Here is a 21,654-nt window from a genome sequence, read left to right on the forward strand (position 1 = left end):
TTAACGAATAGCCCATCAATCATTTTATATGGGAGGATTTTGGGGTTTACTAAGGTTACATAGAAAATATTGTACTGTTATTGAACGAAGGGGCAGGATAACTGAACAAAAGAAAAATAGGAGCTGAGATACTTGCCTTTACTATTTTTATTACTAGCTATACTAACATTGGGCTCATATGGAATTGTGATTTCTCCTATACTATTTCTATTGGCTATAGCTAGCTCTATTTATTATTCTAAGAAGGGAAAATATATTTTCGCTTCAGTCGTTACCTTTATTATTAGTGCATTCATTTTAATGACAATGTCAGTTATGGCACTCATTTTTATGTTTGATTAATATAGTCAATATATAAAGGTGAAATGTAAAAAAATCCTTAAAAATTTTGGAGCTTATCTGTATAAGGTAAGCTTCTATTATATTTAAGAAAATATTGAACTGCTTTAACTAATTTGAAATAATTGGTATTAGAAGTTGGGGGGATTTAGTTGATCATAGATTTAGGAGGACATATATGAGTTTGAAAACAAAGGTTTTCTTTCTAGTTTTTTTCCCGATATTACTCCTAACATTGAGTGTGTTGGAGTTTTCGGAAAGCTTGAATCCGACAACAGGGTTCATCGTAACTTTGCTATCTGCTCTTTCAGGTTTAGTTGTTAATCGATTTAAGAGAAATAAGAAAGATACCTACTAATTTGAAATGGCCGTTTTCTTAATTCGCCAAATGAGTACGGTTATGTAGGGAAATATAGTTGGCAATATGAGGATGAGCATGGATAATGGATTTAAAATTATGAAGCAATATTTGGAAAGAAAAAGGTGTGTCTTCTTATTAAAATAATCGCCAATAGGACTTTGACCGTAACTTTTATGTCCTTAGGTTTTTTTATAGGTTTTCTTTCATTTGGCCACAAAATGTTATTCTATCAGATATTCCGGTATCATTTACAACTTCTGAAGCCCTTTTTTCAAAATTGTTATTCTCTTTTGCTACATCATCTAGTAAAAACCTAGTATAGTCTGACTTAAAAACATTCAAAAATGTAGACGGGGAGGCATTGATTTGAAAACGGCAGGAGAAATACTCCAATTTACCTTACTTTCATTAATTACAGGGCTAGTGTTAGAAACTATTTTTAAGTTTTCCCTGTCATTATTCTTAGTGGCGGTTGGTGCATCAATTGTCTACACTTTGGTACGAGTTCAATTCAAGAAAAAGTATGGCGCACATACTGGCCGTAACTTCACAGTCGTTATAGGAGTAGCTCTAGGCATTATCGTTTCACTGAATGTGTTGATACCCATGTTTCAGAGCTAAATGAGAAAAATAGGAGTCAAAATTGTTCTTTGCTTATTCAAGTTATGTCGGAGCTTATCTGTAAGAAGGTTGCAGGATGATGTTATTAGGGTTTGGAGGTTCTTATTATCAATTCTATTAGAGAGATTTTTTCTTCTAAGTGGTTTGGTTATCCTTTAATTTTTGGGTTGCTTTTTGGAGCTTATGCTAAATATGGGGTAATTAAGATTGTTTTATCTACTATTCTGGTCGCATTATTCATTTCCGTGTTTGCTTACAATTATAAACATAACAGCTTATATAATTTAGTTACTAAAAACAGAAAAAATTCTGAGTAGCTAGTTGTATTAATAAGATTCCATCACAGTATTATTATTCTACTATCTCGGAGAAGAGTGAAATAAAGTTAGAGAAATAATTGATGATCTATCAGAAATGTTGTAAATGATTGGGATGAATTCCAGTGGTTTTTGTTATTTCTGGGGGAGGGTTTTAATTGATTCGTGAACTTGATAAAGCTGAATTCTATAAATGCGAGAAGTTAATAAATGATGTAGGACATTTAGAAGTTAAAGCTGTAATAGAAGGGAATAACCCTGGTAGGATTTTTGTAGATCAAATTAATTCTCCTAAAACAGGTCTTATCTGGTTGGGTAATAATGATGGGTTTTTCTTTATTGGAGATGAGAGAAATGAGTTATTGAACACCCATATAAATGATTTTATTGATAAAGTAATCTTTCCTGAAGCAAAGAAGCTCGGATTAAATAGTTTTATAGCAATTGGTAACCATTCCAGATGGGATAAGATAATAGAAAGGATTTTTGAACATCGTCACATACAACGATCACATCAAAATGTTTATAAGTTGAGAGGTCATTATAAAGGTGATAGTGAACTTTCTGAATATTGCATGGTGAATGAGCCACTTATGCGCAAAATTAAACCACCGATTGCGGAAGATAGAGCCACCATTTGCGGAGTAGAGAGCCACAAAAACATATTTTCACAATATGCCTCCGGTATACTTAAGGGACATGCCTATAAAGCATGACACTTGTGTAGAAGGAGGATTTTTTTATGGTTAATTATCGGAAGATTCTGGGGATGGAGTTCGATGGCATAAGCCAGAGGACGATCAGTTCCAGTACCGGCCACTCGCGAAATACAATCGCTGAAGTTGTCCAGCGGGCTAAGGAAAGAGGGTTAAGGGGGTTAGAGGATTCCATGAATAATCATTGGCTTGGGACTTACTTGTTCCCGGAGAAACAAGCAATTGAAAAGGGATACTGCCCCGTTGATTTTGAGTGGGTTCACAAAGAACTACAAAAGAAAAATGTCACCCTGACGCTTCTGCACAACGAATATGCAAGTGCAGCTAGAGAAGATGGAAAAGTCCCATATGCCTATCGGACATTCGCTGAAAAATATGGGAACTTCGCAAAGAAGCATAAGCTGACCATGCCAATTAGAAGAAAGCCAGGCGAGATTTTAGAGGTGGACTGGGCAGGAACGACGCTTAAAATCATGGATAATTCGACCGGAGAGGTTATACCAGCGTATGTGTTCATTGCCACTCTTCCCTACAGTCAGTTGAGTTATGTAGAGGCATTTCTTGATATGAAATCAACTTCCTGGCTGCGTGCACATATTCATGCATTCGAATATTTTGGAGGCGTTACCGAGGCATTGGTACCTGATAATTTGAAGACGGGCGTGACTAAGCCCCACCGGGGCGATCCAATGATCAATGAAGCTTACCGGGAATTAGCCGATTACTACCGGGCGGTTGTGGTGCCCAGTCGCGTCAGAAAGCCGAAAGACAAAGCGAGTGTAGAAGGAACTGTCGGATACATATCAAGGCAGATCATTGCATCATTACGAAACTATCAGTGTTTTCATCTCGAGGATTTGAATGCACGAATCTTTGAAAAGCTGGAAGAAATCAATACGATGAATTTCCAAAAGCGCGAGGGTTCTAGGTTCAAAGTGTTTGAAGAAGAGGAGAAGAGCCACCTTCATCCTCTACCTCCAACACGGTTCAAGATGACGGAATGGGCAACTGCCAAAGTTCAACCGAACTACCACGTTCAAGTGGACTATAAGTTCTATTCCGTCCCCTATGAATACGTCCGCGAGGATGTCGATGTCCGAATCACTGCGGATGTAATTGAATTGTACTTTAAAGATGTGCGGATTGCATCCCATCCACGTAAACAAAAATCAGAAGATTCGTATGCCACAAATCCGGATCACATGCCAGACCACCATCGGCTTTATCTCGATCACAATCCAGAAAACAACCGGAAATGGGCGAGGACTGTCGGACCGAATACGCAACGTCTGGTTGAACATATCTTGAAAACAAATGTTGAAAAGAAAGCTTTGAATATATTGAACGGATTGAGGAGTACAGCCTCTAAAAGAACGGAATCAGAGCTTGAGGAAGCGACCAAGACCTTACTGGAGATATCCTCCCATCCCACCGTTGCCGTTCTTAAAAGCATCTTGGAGAGGCAGAAGAAAAAGCAAGCGAACAAACAGCTAGTTGGGGAACCGCAGACAGAGGACTATGGTTTTACCAGAGGCGCTACCTATTTTGGGAGGGATAAAAAATGATCAACCAAGAAACCTTACGAAAGTTAATGGACATGAAGATGAGTGGAATGGCGGACTTATATCAACTACAGAATGAAAATAAAGACTTCCAAGGCATGGATTTTGATGATCGTTTTAACCTATTGGTGGATACGGAATATGATCGCAGAAGGTCGAATAAGTTAGACCGATTGATTAAACAAGCCACATTTGATGACTCGAGCGCAGCCGTTGAATTGATCGAGTATCACGCTGACCGTAAGTTGGATAAGCAGTTAATTTTAGAGCTGGCGTCCGGCACCTATCTTCAGAAGCATCATAATATTATCCTTATGGGCGCTTCAGGCAACGGGAAGACGTGGATATCAAATGCCTTCGGCATTCAGGCCTGCCGGCAGTTTTACAAGGTGAAATATATCCGATTGCCCGAATTATTGGATGAACTCGCAGTTGCCAAACATGAGGCAGACGGAAGTTTTCGCAAACTGATTAAAAAGTACAGATCGATTGATTTATTGATATTGGATGAATGGCTTCTGAGTGAGCTGTCTCAAAATCAAGTACTCCACGTTTTAGAAATTATCGACGCGAGGCTCAAACGGACTTCTACCATCTTTTGTTCCCAGTTCTCACCCGAAGGGTGGCATTCCAAACTCGGACAAGCCCAGGTGGCTGATGCGATTCTTGACCGGATTGTCCATGACTCTTATAAAATACTAATCGATGGCCACATATCAATGCGTGAACGGCATAGTTTAGTCGCTCCTCGTTGACCATATAAAAGAAGAGAGTCACTGGCGAAATTTAACCGGTGGCTCTCTTCTATGCATTCACTGGCTCCATTCTCCGCAATTAATGGCTCAAAATTCCGCACAAGTGGCTTTTTCGTTCCGCAATACTCACTTTCAATCAAACGTGGTTATGACATATTAAAAATCGATGAAGAGCTGTATAGGAATAAGGAAAAAAACCTTAAAAACATAGGAATTTTACACTCGAAAGTTTTGGGATTCTGGGCTTCTCCTGAGAAATTTTTTCGAAAAGGTATTGGATATTGTATTGTCTACCAAAACATGATTGTGAGTTTATGCTTTTCAGGATTTGTAGCTGAAAATGTTCACGGTATAGATATAGAAACAATAAAGGAGTATCAGGGGAATAAATTAGGTCAGAAGGCAGCCCACTGTGTTGTGAAAGATTGTGTGAGCAAGGGTATGATTGCTTACTGGGATTGTGAAGAGGCAAATAAGCCTTCTAATGTAATTGCTAAAAATATAGGATTAGAGAATTATTTGAATTATTTAGTGTATATTATTCCGCTTGATGAAGGTTGATTGTTTTATGGAGGTGTTTGATGAAGAGTGCTTATATGTCTAAATTAGATAAATGGCGAGAAAAGTATGGAGCGATAGCTATAGCATTCAGTTGTCTAATTAGCGCCATCACTAGTTGGGGAGATCATTGGATTCTTACAAGTGTTTTATTATTGGGCGTATTGGTGTGTGGAATGATAGGTTTTTTTGATATTAAAAGATCCATGAAGGAAGAGCATTAAACATTACCGGGTGAGAATTTTTTTGGACTAGAAGATATTTCTGAAGCTAGTTTTCAAGTATCTCGGAGCTTATCAATCATAAGATAAGCTCCTTATTTCATTTGGTTTTGTAAATGAAGCTCTTCTGAAGTTATGATGAGTGAGCAAGATCGGATTTGTGATAGAGGCTCTCAATACATTCGCCTCCCTTTCCGTCATTACAAAGATAATCGAAATGAAAAAGAGCCATTCTTGATCGAATGACTTCTTATATGAGACTGGATTAGCTTTTGAATTCAAAACTCTCCGGTGGTATGGCATTTTTTATCGTTGAAGTATGCAGCTTCTTTTTCTTTCTTTTCAATTTGAGAGGCTTAGGATAGGTAAAGTCATATACGATACAGTTCACTGCTAGAATGGTTAATGCAAAGGCGGTAACGGGCGCAAGAATCATCCATGGAAAAGAAGAGACGTATTGGAAATTTTGAGCGATCAGCCCTGCCCACTCATTTGACATCGAAAATGAGTCCGTGAAGGCTTTTCCAGTGTCCATGTCATACTCAATAACTCTGACGTCTGTGCCGCCTATGAATACTTTCAAAAGACCAAGATGAGCAAAGACAACAAGGACCTGTCCGACTTGTTGAACGAAAAGGAGTAGTAACTTAGGATTCAGGAAAGGTGCTAGATGGTTTTTGAAAATATGAAGTTTACTTCCGCCCATTGTCCTAGCGCTTTCTATGAATTCCTTTTTAGATATGAGATCGAGTTCATTTTGAATGTAAAGGGAAAGTACTGGTACACTGATGAAAATAAGCACGAGCATTGGGAAGACGACTTTCGTTACGGTATCATAGCTCCAGCTGAAGGTTAACACAACGGGAGCGATCAATATGTAGGTAAAAATCGTAACCGGCGCATAGTGAAGCGCATCTGCAAGCCCAGCTAACAGTTTTCGAAAAGCACTCGGTAACCTAAACAAAAGATATCCGCCTAAGAATGAGAATACCATTCGCCCAAAGGCAACGATGATGGATAGTCCAATGGTATACTTGGCCCCCTCGAGTAGCATGAGTAAGAAGTTATTTCCATCGAGATCACTCCCTAATGGAAACTGTAGGGAGGGCGGAAAAGGTGCTAAGGCAATGGCATTATGATTCTCATCATACAATACTTTTTCAGGTGGAGCCGGATCTGCAAACGTGGTGTATACGAAACTTCCTATAAGGAGGAATAAGATAAAGAGAGTGCCTCCTATTAACAACGGGCGTTGGATTAATTGTTTCTTCATATATTCTTCCCACCAATATTGAAGTAGTGTTCTAGCGTAACTTTTCCTGTTGTGAACATGATAAAAGAAGGGATAAATACCATAAACAGCCCCATGGTTAGTATTTCAGGATTCAGTACCCCATTCTCAAAAATAAAGGTCATAAACCCATTAATATTAAAGATAATCTCCAACATTAATAAGTTAGCGATTGCAAAAAGAAAGACACCTTTAAAATGGTTAAATAAGGTTAAAATGGAGTTCCTAAAAACGTGTAACACTAAAATTCTTGATCGCTTTAATCCCTTTCCTCGTGCTAGTTCTACGTAAAGAAGCTTCTCCTCTTCTTCAAAGGACAACAACAAATACTTATATATGTATATACCAGGCAGTAGTGATAGAACTAGGACCGGAAGAACGATCGCGTTTTCATCGAAACCGCTGGAAATGTTAAAAAGGAGAAAGTTTGTTTTTTTATAGACCCAAATAATGCCTAATTGTGCAACTAAAATCACAAAAATGTCCGGCAATGATTCAATAATAAAAAGAAAAGCCTTAGGAAGAGTTCTTTTATGAACTGGAAGTAACATTGTAAGGAATGTAAGAAGGATTCCTAAGATAAGAGCTAGGACGATAGAAATGAATAGGTAAAACATAGAAGTAAGGTAAACATCCATGAATTCCGGGAATAAAGGTAACTCTCTCCCCCGAACGTAGTACTCAATGGTATTGCCAGTTAGGATGACGTTTAAGAGATGAAGCATGTGATGAACGTATGCATCAAAATTAAGTACGATGGTGTCATATAAAAACGAAGTATTGTTTAACGAATTGTTATCAATCATTTTGAGCACGTTTAGTTGCGATTTCATATTAAAAAACAAGTAAGGAAGTGAGCCAATTAGTAGGATGCCTATTGAAGTTAATAGAAATTGGAATGCAATCTGCAAGGTAAGTGACTTCTTCATCACGGCCCTCCTTTCATAATTGAATGATCTTAGTTTTCGCTGGTAAGCTCTCTAACTTATTCCTATTACGATGTGCAGTGATATTTCCATTATTATCGATTTGAAATAGCAGCATAGATCTTAATGGAACTTACATAATATGTATTCGGAATAAATGGGGTGGATCCTTTTTTCTCTTTTAACATTATGTTAGGTACCATCATCCTAAAACATGTTCTATCAGTTTATTTACCTAGCAAAACGGAACTCATTTAATCTTAGGATGCTTTTTATTACCAGCTGTTGAACGAAACAAACGATGAAATTCTCACCGATGAGTAGGAATGAGCTCCTCATATCAAGAAAGTAGTGTAAAGAGACAAGTCAATATTGAAAACATCGCAGATAACAGCACGTTCTTCATACTTAAGGAACTTAAGAAAAGGAGAGATATGGTGGAACAGTTTGCGGTTTTTCGTACACCTCAAACGATTCTCTATGGAAGAGATTCGTTTAAACAAATTGGCGCAGAAGCAGCTCGTCGCGGTCAGAAAGCCCTTATTGTTAGTGATGAGGTGATGATGAATCTCGGTTATGTCACGGATTGTCAGGATTATTTGAAGCAGGTGGGAGTGGAAAGTGAGATCTACACGGGTGTTGCGTCTGAACCAACGGACGATTATGTGTCTGAAGCGCTTGTGCTTTTCCGAAACACGAACTGTGAGATCGTTATTTCATTAGGTGGGGGAAGTTGTATCGATACGGCGAAAGCCATCGCCGTTCTTGCGACGAATGGAGGATACATAGGTGACTATCGCGCGAACAGAACGATGGCAAAGAAGGCGCCGATACCGCATCTCGCTATTCCAACAACAGCGGGAACTGGCTCAGAAGCAACGGACGTGACCGTTATTACGAATACAACGACTGATGTGAAAATGATGATCAAACAGCCCGCCTTCATGCCAGAAGTTGCGATTGTGGATCCGTATCTCTCGCGCTCATCGCCACAGCATGTCACCGCGGCAACAGGAATTGACGCCCTCAGTCATGCGGTGGAAGCGTACCTCTCAAAGCAAGCTCATCCGATGACAGACACGCTTGCTTTATCTGCGATTGGACACATTATCGGTCATATTAAAAGCGCTTACAATGATGGGGAGAATCTCGATGCACGAGAAGCGATGAGTTTAGGTGCTCTCCAGGCGGGTATGGCTTTTACAAATGCTTCCGTCTGTCTTGTGCACGGCATGTCGCGTCCAATCGGTGCTCTTTTTCACGTGCCGCATGGATATTCAAATGCGATGCTGCTTCCAGCTGTACTCGAATACAGTAAGGATTCCTGCGCCGATCGACTCGCTGATCTCGGGAGATTGTTTCAAACAGAAGAAAGCGAGGTACTCTCAAATGAAGAAGCGGCAGATGTGGCGGTTTCTTCTATCAAAAGTCTTTGTGCCTCATTAAATATCCCGAACTTAAAATCCTGGGGAATTGATGAGACGACGTTCAAGCAGGTTATTAGCAAAATGGCAGCAGACGCATTAGACAGCGGGAGCCCAGCACATCATCCTCGCTTGCCTACACAGGCGGAATTAGAAGAACTTTATGAGATTTGCTATGACTACGCATTTATAAGTGAAGAAAAGGTTCGCTAACACAACTGGAAGGGGAATGAAAACATGGCTACGACGGCAACGAACGTGCTACAAAACTATATTAATGGTAAATGGGTCGATGCGAAAACCGATCAATTTCAAGCAGTACCAAATCCGGCAACAGGGGAGGAGCTTGCTCAGGTTCCGATTTCAACGAAAGCAGATCTTGATGAAGCAGTGAAAGTAGCGAAGGCTACCTTCAAAACCTGGAGTAAAACGCCCGTTCCGAAACGCGCGCGCATTCTATTTAAATACCAGCAGCTGCTCGTCGACAATTGGGACGAGCTTGCGAGATTGCTAACAAAAGAGAATGGTAAAAGTTTTAAAGAAGCACAGGGTGAAGTGCAGCGCGGGATCGAATGCGTTGAGTTTGCAGCCGGGGCGCCATCGTTAATGATGGGCAAGCAGCTTCCGGATATCGCAACGAATCTCGAATCAGGCATGTATCGCTATCCTGTTGGTGTTGTAGGCGGCATTACGCCATTTAACTTCCCGATGATGGTGCCGTGCTGGATGTTTCCACTTGCAATCGCGATGGGGAATACGTTCGTCCTTAAACCTTCTGAGCGGACGCCGCTACTCGCAAACCGCTTAGCAGAGCTCTTTAAAGAAGCGGGCTTACCGGATGGCGTTCTGAATATTGTTCACGGAGCACATGACGTTGTGAATGGGCTTCTAGAGCACAAAGATGTGCCTGCGATTTCCTTCGTCGGCTCACAGCCCGTCGCCGAATATGTCTACAAAACAGGTGCTGCGAACGGCAAACGCGTTCAGGCACTTGCCGGTGCGAAGAACCATTCCATCGTAATGGCTGACGCTGATCTTGACGCTGCGGTTAAAGAAATCATCGCTGCTTCATACGGTTCTGCAGGCGAACGATGCATGGCTTGCTCCGTTGTTGTGGCGGTAGATGATGTTGTGGAGCCATTGCTTCAAAAGTTAAACGAAAAAGCCGATGAAATAAAAATCGGCAACGGCCTTGATGAAGACGTATTCTTAGGACCGGTTATCCGTAAAGAACATAAAGAAAGAACGGAAAGCTATATCCGTAAAGGTCAGGAGGAAGGTGCTACGCTCATTCGCGACGGCCGAAACGACGAAGCATACAACGATGAAGGCTACTTTATCGGACCAACGATTTTTGATCACGTAAACTCCTCTATGCAAATCTGGAAGGACGAGATCTTCGCGCCAGTGCTATCAATTGTGCGAGTGAAAAATCTAGAAGAAGCGATCGAGCTCACGAATGAATCCGACTTCGGAAACGGGGCTTGCCTATTTACAAAGGACGGAAGCAACGTTCGATATTTCAGAGAAAACATCGAAGTTGGCATGCTAGGCGTAAATATTGGCGTACCAGCCCCGATGGCTTTCTTCCCGTTCTCAGGTTGGAAGAATTCCTTCTATGGCGATCTTCATGCGAACGGATCAGACGGAGTGGAATTTTATACGAGAAGAAAGATGTTAACGGCCAGGTGGTAAGCAACAAGAATTAAAATAACACAAAAGGAGCAGAGAGGAGAACCTCTCTGCTCCTTTTGTATTATGGGAAGAAGGAATAATGTGGTGAGGGTGAAACATTTGATGCGTTTCATTCGTATAACTAATTAAGATAACAAAAGGGATAAATGTTCAAGGAGTGCGCTATGCAAACACTATTTCATTCAGTTAAGAATTTGTTTCTAGACTTATTTGCCATGGGAAAGGGATTAGTCTATGGTTTTCTATTGGTTGGATTGCTTACTTTCATTGGTGGAGCGCTACTATACGGCTTTTTGTTCTTACGTCATTTGTTTGTTTAATATTTTTGGATATTAACTTAATGAGAAGAAGGGGAGATATGTGTGAAAAAGGTCATTTTAAGGTCAGTGATTGCATCGCTTGTGATCGGTATACTCGTATGGGCTGCAAGTGTATTCATTTCTTTTTCATTTAGTGAATGGAGCTTCTTTATTGCTCTAGGGCTTACCATTGTGCTTTACTTCTTTAACAGTAGCGGAGGATTTTTATCAAAAGGGGCTACTGCTGAGGCAAGCGAGGCAGGGTGGAAAGTTCAAGAAGATAATGAACTGAAAGTAAATGTAGGTGCTGTTTTTTATGGTTCAGTGCTATTTACGATTTTTAGTCTTGTCTTAACCATTACCACATATTATTAAGGGGATTTTAGTAAAGAGGAGCTCTTATATAATACAGACTTGCAGCTCCGATCGAAACAAATATATGATTGTGTAGCATATGCAAACACTAATCACATTAGGGGGATGAAAAATTGGGTTTATTCTTTTATCTTACGATCGTCGTTGGTTTATCGCTCATCTATTATGGCTATGTTAAGAAAACAGAAAAAGATATAAAAATGAAAGAGCTAGAGCTTGAAGCTAAGAAGATTGAGTTGGAAATAAAGAAGTTAGAACATCATAAGGACAGTACTGAATGAAAAGAAAAGTAATCGCTTTGGTTTTGAGCGATTATTTTTTTATGAGATGAAATAATATGGGGGCACACCAAAAAGGTGATGAGTCGATTCGTTGCATCATTAAATTATAAGAAGCTATACTCTTCTCTCCTCCTAAGTGGGGGTCTTTCGTAAAGGAGAATTGTGGTTTTAGAAAGGGCAAATCAATAGGTTGAAATAGAAAGACGGAGGAACAAAGATGAAACGATTTATCACTTTACTAGGAGTATTTCTGCTTCTAGCAGCATGTACGAATGAAGGCAGCAATGAAGGGAAGCAGGAGGAGAAAGGTTCTACTCAAGAGACTTCTGCAAGTTCCTTACACATTAAGCCTGCCAAACTATCAAAACGTGAGCAAAGCATCGTGAATCAAATGGGAGTCGATTTCAAAACCTTTTATACGGTGGATGGGACCGTAGGAGAAGGAGAAGCGCTCGTGACTTCGATCGTTGTATACAAAGACGGAGAAGATGGAAAAGAAGAGTTTGTTACCTGGGGTGGAGATTATAAACAAGAGCGTTTCAATAAAGCTCTTCACTCATTCCAACTTCAAATGGAAGAAAAAGTAGCTTACTTTACAATGGGGTCACCGGATGGATACAGCAAAGGATCGACCAATATGCCTAAAGAGCTGGGCGGATTTATCTTTGAACAGATAGAAGAAGAAGTCACGATCACTAAAGGAGAAACGGTGTATTTGGCGTACTTGATTGGATCGAGTGAGAACCAAATGTCGTCAGTGAACCATAGCGATGTCAAAACTTTGACTGAATCAGTAAAAACGGCGGAATATGCGATTGTTGCTCAATTGGAATGGAAAGACAATTTGGAGATGGAAGAGTAATTGGACCAAAAGTCGTAAAGGAGTATGACATAATGACTCGAATATAGATACTTGAAGGATACATAAGAGCAGATAACATAACCGGATGTCCTTCTCAAATCTTGCTGAAATTAGGAGGGAATTATGGGACGAGTTGTTCATTTTGAAATTCATGTAGATGACATGAATAGGGCTAAGAAGTTCTATGGAAACGTATTTGATTGGAAGTTTGAAGACTGGAGTGAATATGCCGGCATGCCTTATCTTGGCGTGGTGACTGGTGATGCAAAAGAGCCAGGAATCGATGGAGCGTTGATGAAACGGCAAGGTCCACCTCCAGAAGGTAACGCTGCAATCAATGGGTATGCTTGTACAATGGGCGTGGAAGATTTGGATGCTACTGAATCGAAAGTTCTTGCTAATGGTGGCAAAACAGCGATGGGCAAATACGCATTGCCTGGAATGGCGTGGCAGGCCTATTACCTTGACACGGAAGGAAATATCTTTGGTCTTCATCAACCGGATGAGAATGCAAAATAATTTAATATAAACAGTTGAGAGAGCCCTTTTTAAAGGGTTCTTTTTTAAATGCTAATTGATGGAGAGTTTTGAACGGATGAAATAGTGAAGCTTGGACGATTTATTTTGGACTGTTGAAAAGTTTTCCATATTTATCAAAATTAAAGATTGAGTTATTCAGATGAATTTGAAATAATTGGTATTGGGTAATTGGCGAATAATTGTGAATTATTGATTTCTAGTTAACGATTAAATAGCATTTTCGAGATGAAAGAAGAAGGAGAGGAGGTGACGGTACTTAGTCCGTGAAAGGTCTTCAAGATTGGATAGGTGGCGAAGGTAATATGGCTGTTCCTATTAGGTAAGTGCTCTTCATACTTGAGGATACGATTGGGTCCTTACGAATAGTTTAGGTATAGGGATAATTGTTCGTGGAATGATTGGCTACTTAGTGAGAAATGACTTATTTTAGAGGGGAATGGAGACGATGTTTTTATCGTATTTTTTAGTGTTTCTTTTGGCAGCGATTCCGTTATTTGAACTTGTTGCTGTAATCCCACTAGCGATCATCGGTGGGCTGTCGCCAGTACTAACAGGCATACTTGCTTTTTTAGGAAATGCTTTGACAGTTGTTTTGTTAATTGTATTTGTAGATAAATTTAAAGTATGGCGGAAGAAACGAAAACAAAAGCGTACGAAGGATGTGGTTCAGGAGGAGGGCGAGACGACAGAAGCACATGTCGAGGAAATGCAAGAGTCGAAGAAGGAGAAACGTGCAAGAGTTCTTTTTGATAAGTATGGTTTGCCAGGCTTAACAATCATCGGTCCCTTTTTCGTCGGCTCACATATTTCAGCGTTTATGGGAATGAGCTTCGGTTCAAAAAGAAAGCTGGTCACCAGCTGGATGATGACGAGTTTAGTACTTTGGACTGTGATTATGGCTGTAGCATCAAGCTATGGAGTTGGATTTTTTGTACATGACGTGGAAGATGATGGTGTTTTAGTTCGTCTATTCACTAACTAGCATGATCATGTGAAAATACCTTTAACTTTATCGTTATGTGTTGTAAAGTAAATATGAACTGGAAAATTGTAGCTAGGGTTCCGCTATCGAGATAGGCTAGTGACCGAGGGCTACATCTTTTACATAAGTAAAAGGCACCTATTGACATAAAAGGTCCGAGGGGAAAGGTTCAGCGTATTTGTACTGCGCTGAAATCTTTCTCTTCGGGCCTTTTTTATTATTTAAAGGAGGTATTGTTTATGTCGACAATCGATGAACTAAAAGCTGGTGTTGCAGTGATTATTTTGAATGAAGAAAACGAGGTTTTATTACAGAAAAGAACCGATGTGGGGCAATGGGGGATTCCATCGGGTCATATCGAAATAGGTGAGACAGTCTCTGAAGCAGCCATCAGAGAGGTAAAAGAGGAAACAAATTTGGATATAACGATTACCAGGATCATCGGTGTTTACTCTGATCCTACTTCACAGGTTTTTCATTATCCAAATGGGAAAGTTGTTCATTTTATTACAACATGCTTCCTTGCTGAAGTGACAGGTGGAGAACTTCGATGCAACTCTGCCGAATCACTTGATGTTCAATTTTTTGGACAGTCACGTTTACCACAGAACTTATTAACCATGCACCCTCGATGGTTGAAGGATGCACTTGAAAAAAGAGATCTGGCCTTTATTCGTTAAATGAGGATGCTTGGGCAAGGGAAGGGGAGTCGGAGTAATATAGAAGTTACTTTGTGATGTGTGGTTACTAAAAATAACTGTTAAGAAGCTTATCAATCATAAGATAAGCTTCTTATTTATTGAATGGAACGTTGAGTTATTCTACCTATTTTGAAATAATTAGTTCTAAAGATTAGAAAAATTTAAATCAAAAAAGAAATGAGATGAAGGTTGGGAGAAAAGGGAATGCCGTTATATCTTTCTGTGCGTCGGCATTTGTCAGCTGTTCTGATTACAAGCTAAGTAGTCTTAGCTTTTGACAAAGTGGGATGGAAGGAGGGAAAAACGTGAAAAATCAACAAGCTTTGATCTGGGTAATAGTAGCGATTTTATTAGTATTGGTTTGGGTTTTCTTCAGGTAGTACATAGGTGAGTCGAATGATGTAACGATAGAATATGTCTCAATATCAACTTTTCGTAGATAAGCTGTAAGAAGAAATGAGAAAGAACAAAGGGGTTCATATGAATAAAACTATTAAAATCGTTATCATTATTTTTTCAAGCCTACTTTCTCTCCTTCTACTGCTTTTATTAGCTGGGGTCATCTTATTACATAATGTGATTGAAGAAAATTCAGGTGAACCTATTACTTATTTTCAAGCAGTTAAATTTGGCCTTAGTTTGAACTTTGATGGGAAGTTGGAGAGAAAAGCAAAGCATTCTAAAGAAATGAAAGTCTATGAAAACATGTCTATCTATGTTGATGATCAAGATGCTGAACTATTTCCTTTAATTATGGATACGTTACATTGGGCTAAGCATAGAAATGCAGACATATTGGGCGATATTGATGGAAGAGACGTAGATGTTCTCTTCTTTCATAATAAAAAGGATTTCGAAAGTATTTCTGATTTAAATCATGTATCTGGTTTTTATGATCAATATGGGTTATTCATCGCTGTTAGGATCGATGATAAGAAAGGAATATTGGATGGTAAGGAAACGCCACTCTATTTTTTTCAGAAAAGGATATTACATGAATATACGCATTATATGTTAGATCAAAAAGTGGCTGGTACGCCTTTAGGATTGGATAAATATCCTCTATGGTTTCAGGAAGGAATTGCTGAGTATATATCAAATGATCAAACTACTATAGAAGTAAGTGACTTTAAGCTTTTGACTTATGATCAGCTTAGAAGTCATGAACAATGGGCAGCTGCTAGAGAGCAAAAAGAGACGAACGTCTACGATCAAAGTTATTTCACGATCAAATTTCTTATAGATGAGCAAGGGGAAGAAGTGATTGAAGAAATTATCGATGCAACGAATGATTCAGGTGATTTTAAAGAAAGTTTCGCTGATGTAACTGGACTTCACTATGATCGTTTATATGAAAAACTGGAAATACAGTTAGGGAAGGAAAAGGATAGAATAGGAAGCTTTCATTGAAGGAGTGAAAGCATACTAAGTAAATGCCTTAAATATGTTTCTTTTCTTATACCTTGATACCAATAGTCTTCTTTTGTTGATTAAATAAGCGCTACAAAAAGGTTTGATTTAAATGAAATTGATACTTGAGTTAATGAGAATAATCTGAAATAATGGATGATAGTGTGGAAATTAATTGTAAATTTAGGGAATTTTTATGGGGAGAAAATTTGCAGAGGCATTTGGTACAGGCACTTAGATGATCGTGATGTTGATCGAATGAGATGATTTCATTTTTTATTACTAATCGTTAGACAAGATAATAAATAAAAGGAATGATCGAATGAAGAAACAGGTAAAGCTTTTTTATTGTCATATGTCCTTATTATTGTTTATTCTATTACTTGCAGGGTGTTCAGATAATACGAATGCCAAATTAAATGCAAATGCTGCTGAGAATGACGCTTCTTTATCAACGGAAGAAGCGACTGAAGTGGAAGAGGGTAATCAAGTAAACGAAGATGCATCTTCATCAACGTCAGAAGACACTTCTCAGGAAGATGATAAAGAAACCTCTTCTGAAGAACCAAAAAGCGGTGAGTCAAATTCCGCAGATGAAAATGAAGAAAATCATGCGTTAGATGATTACTCCTCCAAGGAAATTGAATACGCTCGTGTCTGGTCACAGCTAGGACCGAATCAAGAAATAGATGAATTAAATGTTCAACTTATATCCGCTGGTTCCCCTCTTGATCCTGATGATGAGAACAGTCTCACTTATCCAGAAGATGTTGTTCAATTACGTGGTTCTCGTATCGTCGATGGCATCGTTACGTATAGTGGTAACGGAGATGGCACGATTAATGTATATAACGTTCCTTTGCGCTGGTATGGTGGCTTTCCTCCTCCTGAAGATATAGATAAAGAAGAAATTCAGAAGGAAATGGAAGATATTATTACCAATACAAAGCTTGTAAACGTTGATACAGGTGATAATGAAGAAATCATAGAGATCATCAACAAAATGAATAGTCAGTAATCTGAGTAGCGGATTTATGTTAATCAGTGTTTCGTTTTAGAAGGCATATTGTGCCCACACTATGTTGGATATGAAAATAAGATTAAGACAATTCTCTATCCCCAACAGGTTAAAATTTGAAGACAATTGAAGCCATGATGCCATAATCGTTATAAAGTATGGTAAGTTAGCTATTGGAGTTAGCACAAATATTTCTTTCGCAATATTTCTTTTTTTATATTTTCTTTTTGCAAAATATAGTAAACTATTACATGAATTACTATATTATCGTACTAATTTAATAGCGTTATATACATGTTGATTAATGAACTTGTAGGAATGAAAATCTTTATATTTTATATTTTGAGCACTATTATTTGGCCCATTCCTTAGAATCCATATATAGCACGCTGTTTATATGTACTTCTTGTTCTCCAACATTAATTTAGGAAGGGAAGCGTTTAAATCGCCAATCAAATGCTATAATCGTGCAGATCTTCTTGATCTGATCGATGAAAAAAAATCTCTTTTATCTTTAAAGGTGTTAGCTCATGGCTTTACACATAAACAGACATTAATGGCTAGCCAGGAGCTTGATCGACTACTTAATCGCTACCAATTTGGAGAGTATAAAGAAAGTCAGCCAACATACTCAAATTAAATACAAACTGTTATTTTAGGAAAGCAAAAGCTAGCCGCTATAAATGTGTAATATGTAAATTTGAGATAGATTAGTTTTGTTCATGATTGTTAAGTGAACAAAGCATAATTCTATCTCATTTTTTTTAGGGAGACGGCTTATTGAAGAGATTAGTTATAAGCTTCTATTTTAAATGGAAGAGGTGGTAACAATGTTAAACGAATGGGGTGTGTCTGTTTTAGTTGGATTTAGTCTATTTTTAATTATTGGCTGGTTTACTGGAGATAAAGAGTATGGAAGTGGTTCAAAAACCAATGATGAACGCTCTCGATTCATTAAACAAAAAGCGATTGTAGGAAGTTGGATTTTCTTACTAACCGTCTTTGTGATAAATGTGGTCTTAAGCTTTTTCGACTTAAGAACAGGACCTCTAGAAAACGCTCCATTTAATCATCCAGAGTTATTCTATTTACTTCTTTTGGTGGGTAGCTATTTTGTATGTTATTGGATGTATAGTAAGCGAATCAGTGGGAAACGAGAGTAATAGAGACGAGGGGGGTTACGAAAGTTGATTAACTTCTATCAAGAGGAGGAGGGAGATTCTCTATGAACAACGAAAACGAAAATAAACCATTCAATGATGCTATAGCTCATAAGCAAAACATTGAAGGTTTTCCAAAATCAAGAGGTGGAAAACTGCCCTTACCTATTAAGTTAATCGGATATTTTCTGTTTGGGAGTTTGATTATCATGCTATTGATTGGATTGGTTGGGAATTTCCTATTCGATTAAAAGAGGTGGAGCATTTTTGTTATAAAAGTTCCATAAGAAGATATTGAGTGGCAGGTATGATCTTAGGGGAGGAGATTTGATTATGTGGATAGCTGAGACAATAGCACCTCTTGTCTTAATGGGCATAATAATTGTCTTTGTGATTGAAAGCCTAAAGTATAAATCTAATAAAGGCAATCTGGGGAAGAAAAATTCAAAAGCTGCTCAACTTTTATTAGATAGTCTCATCCCAATCGGAATGCTTTTGGGGGCTGGTATTGGTGTAGTGGTTGGTATGTATTTCTCGTTCTCATTACTATCTTCCGTTAATTTAGGTGCGGCACTAGGTTATTTAGTTGGGTACTTTGTTTATGAAATTTATAGCAAGGAAGGAAATAAATATCCATAAGTAGCTAATAATATCTTGCGAAGGTTGATTCGTAAGGGTTATTTCAAGTAGGGATAGTTTCAGATTCTATCTCTTACCTATGTATCTTATTTCGGTTAAACTTTTTATCGCATTACACGTGAAAAAATTGATTTATCAACATAAAAGACCCACAAAATGAATGATGATTTTGTGGGTCTTTTTTCAATCTATAAACATGTGAAATGAATAAATTGGAATTTAACTTACAACTTTTCGGACAGCCGATAATGCAGCATCCATGTCTTTCTTCGTAATCCCATTATTCGTTACAAATCGAATCACGTTCGAACCAAACGCACCCGCTAAAACGCCGTGTTCTTTTAAACGGTGGATAAAATCTTCTGTCGTTTTCTTCGTATTCGTAATATCAATTAAGAGTATGTTCGTATCCACTTGATTGACAAGGACAATCCCTTTAATATTCTGAAGACCATCAGCAAGATACTTCGCGTTCTCGTGATCCATCTCAAGATGCTTCACGTTTTCTTCGAGAGCAATAATGCCTGGTGCAGCGAGAACACCTGCTTGTCTTAAACCGCCGCCAAGGCGCTTACGCCATTTTCGAGCTTTCCCGATAAATTCAGAAGTACCGGCAATCATGGAACCAACTGGTGCGCCGAGCCCTTTTGATAAGCAAAACTGAACAGAATCCGTATACTTCGCAAATTCTTTTACGGGAATTTGCGCTGCTACAGAAGCATTGAATAATCGTGCCCCATCTAAGTGAACAGGGATCTGATGTTTCCTTGATAGTTGATAGATTTGCTCCATATTCTCAAGAGGAACAATTGCGCCGCCTGCTTTGTTGTGGGTGTTTTCGATGCAGATTAATCCTGTTTCCGGCTGATGAATATCTTCGCCTCGGATAGCTGCTTCAACATCGCCTGGATTCATCGCACCGCGGTTCCCATCGATCGTCTTAATTTGTACACCAGCAAAGGCGGACAGTGCTGCCGCTTCATATAGGAATAAGTGCGCCTGAGATTCCATAATCACTTCTTGACCAGGCTGACAGTGGACTAAACCAGCAATTTGATTTCCTTGCGTGCCGCTCGTGACAAATAAAGCCGCTTCTTTTCCTAGCGTTTCTGCAGCGATTTGTTCGAGCCTGTTAACCGTAGGATCTTCTCCATACACATCATTGCCTACTTCAGCTTCGTACATCGCTTTTCTCATTTGTTCATTTGGTTTCGTTACCGTATCACTGCGCAAATCGATCACGATTCGTCCTCCCCGTCTTCATTAAGTAATAGTCTACTAGTATCCATCAAAAGTATACGGTTATTTCATAAGTGAATCAACTTCGTAACGGGGAGGCTTTATGATCCTGTTATCTCGACGCAAGGTGGCGATCGATGATTTCTAATGCTTCATTAGGTCCGCCACAGGCTTGAAAGCTCTCTTTGATCTTTCGGATGCCTAGCTGATAGTTCGCGTTATGAATGACTTGATTCACTGCATGCTGTAGCGATTCGATTGTTACGTTCGGTGGGAAAATAGGATATCCGGCTTGTAGTTCTGCGAGGCGTGCAGCGACCAAAGGCTGGTCCTTATCATGAGGGAGCACCACCATCGGAACTTCAAAGTAAATCGCTTCATTAGTGCTGTTCATTCCTCCGTGGGTAAGGAACACGTTCGTATGCTGCAACACATCTAGCTGAGGAACATATTTTCGAATAATGAAGTGATCGGGAGCTTCTTTTATTTTAGTGAAATCAGCACTTGATCCTGCTGAAATGACAACTTTCCCTGGAAAATCTGTAAAGGCGTCGATGCACATATTAAAGAAACTCTCAACATGATCGAGCACTGTGCCCATAGAAATAAAAAGAACCTGCTCGTTTTCAAGCTGGTCAAGTGGGAAGTCAGTCGCGTCTTTTCGTTCCGGGAAGCTAGGACCAATAAAATGATACCCTTCACCAAATTCACTTAAATGAGGTTGGAAATACTCGCTTGAATAAACCATCGTTTGCTCGCCTTGATTTTGCATAAATTGCAACATGGTTTTAGGAGCGACGCCAAACGCTTGCTTCATCTTAGCTAATAAAGCTTTCCCTTTTTCATCGAGTTCAAATGACACCGACGCGTCTGGGTGAAGGGGGAGGTTTTTCTTATAATCATCTGGGATTAAAAAGGATGAAGAAGAAGAGAAGCCTGGTACTTGTAAATACTCTTTTACTAATTCACCAGGACCAAAGGCATCGTAATAAACAAAATCAATCGAAACTTCTTTCGCTAACTCTTTTGTAAGCGAGAGGATATCTAAAGATGAGCGAATAAAGAAATGTAGAAAGTTATTGATTCCTTCTGAACTACCATGATTGATGTGTAAACCATCTAATCGATCCTCATGAAGAATCACATTGGCTCCTACGCCTTCTAGGCGGTCTTTGAATTTTTCAGTTGAAATATAATAGACGCTGTCTCCCCGATCTGCAAAAGCTTTTGCCATGCCTAAGCTTGGGTTAACATGTCCTTCACCTGGGATGTTAAGCATTAGAATATTTGCCATCAGTCGTCACCTCTTGAGTTTTATTATCGTCACATAGTAAAGAATAATTGTTTTTCAATAAGAATGAA

General features: G+C 39.0%; 26 protein-coding genes. 22 read left to right on the forward strand and 4 right to left on the reverse strand.

Annotated elements, in window-relative coordinates; translation table 11 throughout:
• The first annotated feature begins 517 nt into the window (after positions 1-517).
• The 7 genes from AC0VYH_RS06105 to AC0VYH_RS06135 all read left to right on the forward strand — a co-directional run bounded on the left by AC0VYH_RS06105 (position 518) and on the right by AC0VYH_RS06135 (position 5,453).
• Positions 518-697 (forward strand): hypothetical protein, encoded by a 180-nt coding sequence (locus tag AC0VYH_RS06105; RefSeq protein ID WP_430245134.1) that lies wholly within the window; start codon positions 518-520, stop codon positions 695-697.
• A 369-nt stretch (positions 698-1,066) separates the two neighbouring features.
• The gene (locus AC0VYH_RS06110) at positions 1,067-1,321 is read left to right on the forward strand and encodes a hypothetical protein (RefSeq protein WP_475366874.1); all 255 of its coding nucleotides are present in this window, start codon (positions 1,067-1,069) and stop codon (positions 1,319-1,321) included.
• Positions 1,322-1,796: 475 nt separating this feature from the next.
• Positions 1,797-2,354: a GNAT family N-acetyltransferase gene (locus AC0VYH_RS06115; RefSeq protein WP_475373438.1), complete on the forward strand. Its 558-nt coding sequence runs from the start codon at positions 1,797-1,799 to the stop codon at positions 2,352-2,354.
• Between the two features lie 26 nt (positions 2,355-2,380).
• A complete protein-coding gene (gene istA, locus AC0VYH_RS06120; protein ID WP_475373439.1) occupies positions 2,381-3,919 on the forward strand; it encodes an IS21 family transposase in 1,539 nt (512 codons plus the stop codon).
• Entirely contained in the window at positions 3,916-4,671 is a 756-nt protein-coding gene (gene istB, locus AC0VYH_RS06125) for an IS21-like element helper ATPase IstB (protein WP_475373440.1), read from the forward strand. Before istA ends, istB begins: the two co-directional genes overlap by 4 nt.
• 51 nt (positions 4,672-4,722) lie before the next feature.
• Positions 4,723-5,232, forward strand: coding sequence for a GNAT family N-acetyltransferase (locus AC0VYH_RS06130; protein WP_475373441.1), 510 nt, complete (start codon positions 4,723-4,725; stop codon positions 5,230-5,232).
• A gap of 20 nt (positions 5,233-5,252) precedes the next feature.
• Positions 5,253-5,453 (forward strand): hypothetical protein, encoded by a 201-nt coding sequence (locus AC0VYH_RS06135; protein WP_475366876.1) that lies wholly within the window; start codon positions 5,253-5,255, stop codon positions 5,451-5,453.
• A 262-nt stretch (positions 5,454-5,715) separates the two neighbouring features.
• Here the strand turns inward: AC0VYH_RS06135 and AC0VYH_RS06140 are convergent, their stop codons facing one another.
• Entirely contained in the window at positions 5,716-6,723 is a 1,008-nt protein-coding gene (locus AC0VYH_RS06140; protein ID WP_475373442.1) for a hypothetical protein, read from the reverse strand.
• Complete coding sequence (locus tag AC0VYH_RS06145) at positions 6,720-7,670, reverse strand: ABC transporter permease subunit (RefSeq protein ID WP_475366878.1); 951 nt, start codon at positions 7,668-7,670, stop codon at positions 6,720-6,722. The genes AC0VYH_RS06140 and AC0VYH_RS06145 overlap by 4 nt, the downstream gene beginning before the upstream one ends.
• Positions 7,671-8,104: 434 nt before the next feature.
• On the opposite strand from AC0VYH_RS06145, the gene AC0VYH_RS06150 reads away from it, so the two are divergent.
• The 15 genes from AC0VYH_RS06150 (at position 8,105) to AC0VYH_RS06220 (ending at position 19,053) form a co-directional block, all read left to right on the forward strand.
• A complete protein-coding gene (locus AC0VYH_RS06150; protein ID WP_475373443.1) occupies positions 8,105-9,304 on the forward strand; it encodes an iron-containing alcohol dehydrogenase in 1,200 nt (399 codons plus the stop codon).
• A 24-nt stretch (positions 9,305-9,328) separates the two neighbouring features.
• A complete protein-coding gene (locus AC0VYH_RS06155) occupies positions 9,329-10,786 on the forward strand; it encodes a CoA-acylating methylmalonate-semialdehyde dehydrogenase (protein ID WP_475373444.1) in 1,458 nt (485 codons plus the stop codon).
• Positions 10,787-10,950: 164 nt separating this feature from the next.
• Positions 10,951-11,106 (forward strand): hypothetical protein, encoded by a 156-nt coding sequence (locus AC0VYH_RS06160; protein WP_194220706.1) that lies wholly within the window; start codon positions 10,951-10,953, stop codon positions 11,104-11,106.
• 42 nt (positions 11,107-11,148) lie between these two features.
• Positions 11,149-11,460 (forward strand): hypothetical protein, encoded by a 312-nt coding sequence (locus AC0VYH_RS06165; protein WP_475366881.1) that lies wholly within the window; start codon positions 11,149-11,151, stop codon positions 11,458-11,460.
• A 113-nt stretch (positions 11,461-11,573) separates the two neighbouring features.
• Complete coding sequence (locus AC0VYH_RS06170) at positions 11,574-11,741, forward strand: hypothetical protein (protein ID WP_283152685.1); 168 nt, start codon at positions 11,574-11,576, stop codon at positions 11,739-11,741.
• 217 nt (positions 11,742-11,958) lie between these two features.
• The gene (locus AC0VYH_RS06175; protein ID WP_475373445.1) at positions 11,959-12,603 is read left to right on the forward strand and encodes a hypothetical protein; all 645 of its coding nucleotides are present in this window, start codon (positions 11,959-11,961) and stop codon (positions 12,601-12,603) included.
• Positions 12,604-12,726: 123 nt separating this feature from the next.
• On the forward strand, positions 12,727-13,122 hold the full coding sequence (locus AC0VYH_RS06180) for a VOC family protein (RefSeq protein WP_475373446.1): 396 nt from the start codon (positions 12,727-12,729) through the stop codon (positions 13,120-13,122).
• 466 nt (positions 13,123-13,588) lie between these two features.
• Entirely contained in the window at positions 13,589-14,125 is a 537-nt protein-coding gene (locus AC0VYH_RS06185) for a small multi-drug export protein (protein WP_475366883.1), read from the forward strand.
• A 239-nt stretch (positions 14,126-14,364) separates the two neighbouring features.
• Positions 14,365-14,805: an NUDIX domain-containing protein gene (locus AC0VYH_RS06190; protein WP_475373447.1), complete on the forward strand. Its 441-nt coding sequence runs from the start codon at positions 14,365-14,367 to the stop codon at positions 14,803-14,805.
• 501 nt (positions 14,806-15,306) lie between these two features.
• On the forward strand, positions 15,307-16,236 hold the full coding sequence (locus AC0VYH_RS06195) for a collagenase (protein ID WP_475373448.1): 930 nt from the start codon (positions 15,307-15,309) through the stop codon (positions 16,234-16,236).
• Positions 16,237-16,558: 322 nt separating this feature from the next.
• Positions 16,559-17,254, forward strand: a complete 696-nt coding sequence (locus AC0VYH_RS06200; protein WP_475373449.1) for a hypothetical protein — start codon at positions 16,559-16,561, stop codon at positions 17,252-17,254.
• Positions 17,255-17,651: 397 nt separating this feature from the next.
• Positions 17,652-17,894, forward strand: coding sequence for a Spo0E family sporulation regulatory protein-aspartic acid phosphatase (locus AC0VYH_RS06205; RefSeq protein WP_475373450.1), 243 nt, complete (start codon positions 17,652-17,654; stop codon positions 17,892-17,894).
• 190 nt (positions 17,895-18,084) lie between these two features.
• Positions 18,085-18,417 (forward strand): hypothetical protein, encoded by a 333-nt coding sequence (locus tag AC0VYH_RS06210; RefSeq protein ID WP_303529768.1) that lies wholly within the window; start codon positions 18,085-18,087, stop codon positions 18,415-18,417.
• A gap of 62 nt (positions 18,418-18,479) precedes the next feature.
• The gene (locus AC0VYH_RS06215; RefSeq protein WP_475373451.1) at positions 18,480-18,665 is read left to right on the forward strand and encodes a hypothetical protein; all 186 of its coding nucleotides are present in this window, start codon (positions 18,480-18,482) and stop codon (positions 18,663-18,665) included.
• An 82-nt stretch (positions 18,666-18,747) separates the two neighbouring features.
• Positions 18,748-19,053 carry a hypothetical protein gene (locus AC0VYH_RS06220; protein ID WP_475373452.1) on the forward strand — a complete coding sequence of 102 codons (306 nt, stop codon included), beginning with the start codon at positions 18,748-18,750 and terminating at the stop codon, positions 19,051-19,053.
• 219 nt (positions 19,054-19,272) lie between these two features.
• Here the strand turns inward: AC0VYH_RS06220 and ltaE are convergent, their stop codons facing one another.
• Both ltaE and AC0VYH_RS06230 read right to left on the reverse strand, forming a co-directional pair.
• The gene (gene ltaE / locus AC0VYH_RS06225) at positions 19,273-20,295 is read right to left on the reverse strand and encodes a low-specificity L-threonine aldolase (protein ID WP_475373453.1); all 1,023 of its coding nucleotides are present in this window, start codon (positions 20,293-20,295) and stop codon (positions 19,273-19,275) included.
• Between the two features lie 109 nt (positions 20,296-20,404).
• The gene (locus AC0VYH_RS06230; protein ID WP_475373454.1) at positions 20,405-21,586 is read right to left on the reverse strand and encodes a macrolide family glycosyltransferase; all 1,182 of its coding nucleotides are present in this window, start codon (positions 21,584-21,586) and stop codon (positions 20,405-20,407) included.
• Positions 21,587-21,654: the final 68 nt, after the last annotated feature.

The organism is Anaerobacillus sp. QJM3NY_32, assembly GCF_056173645.1.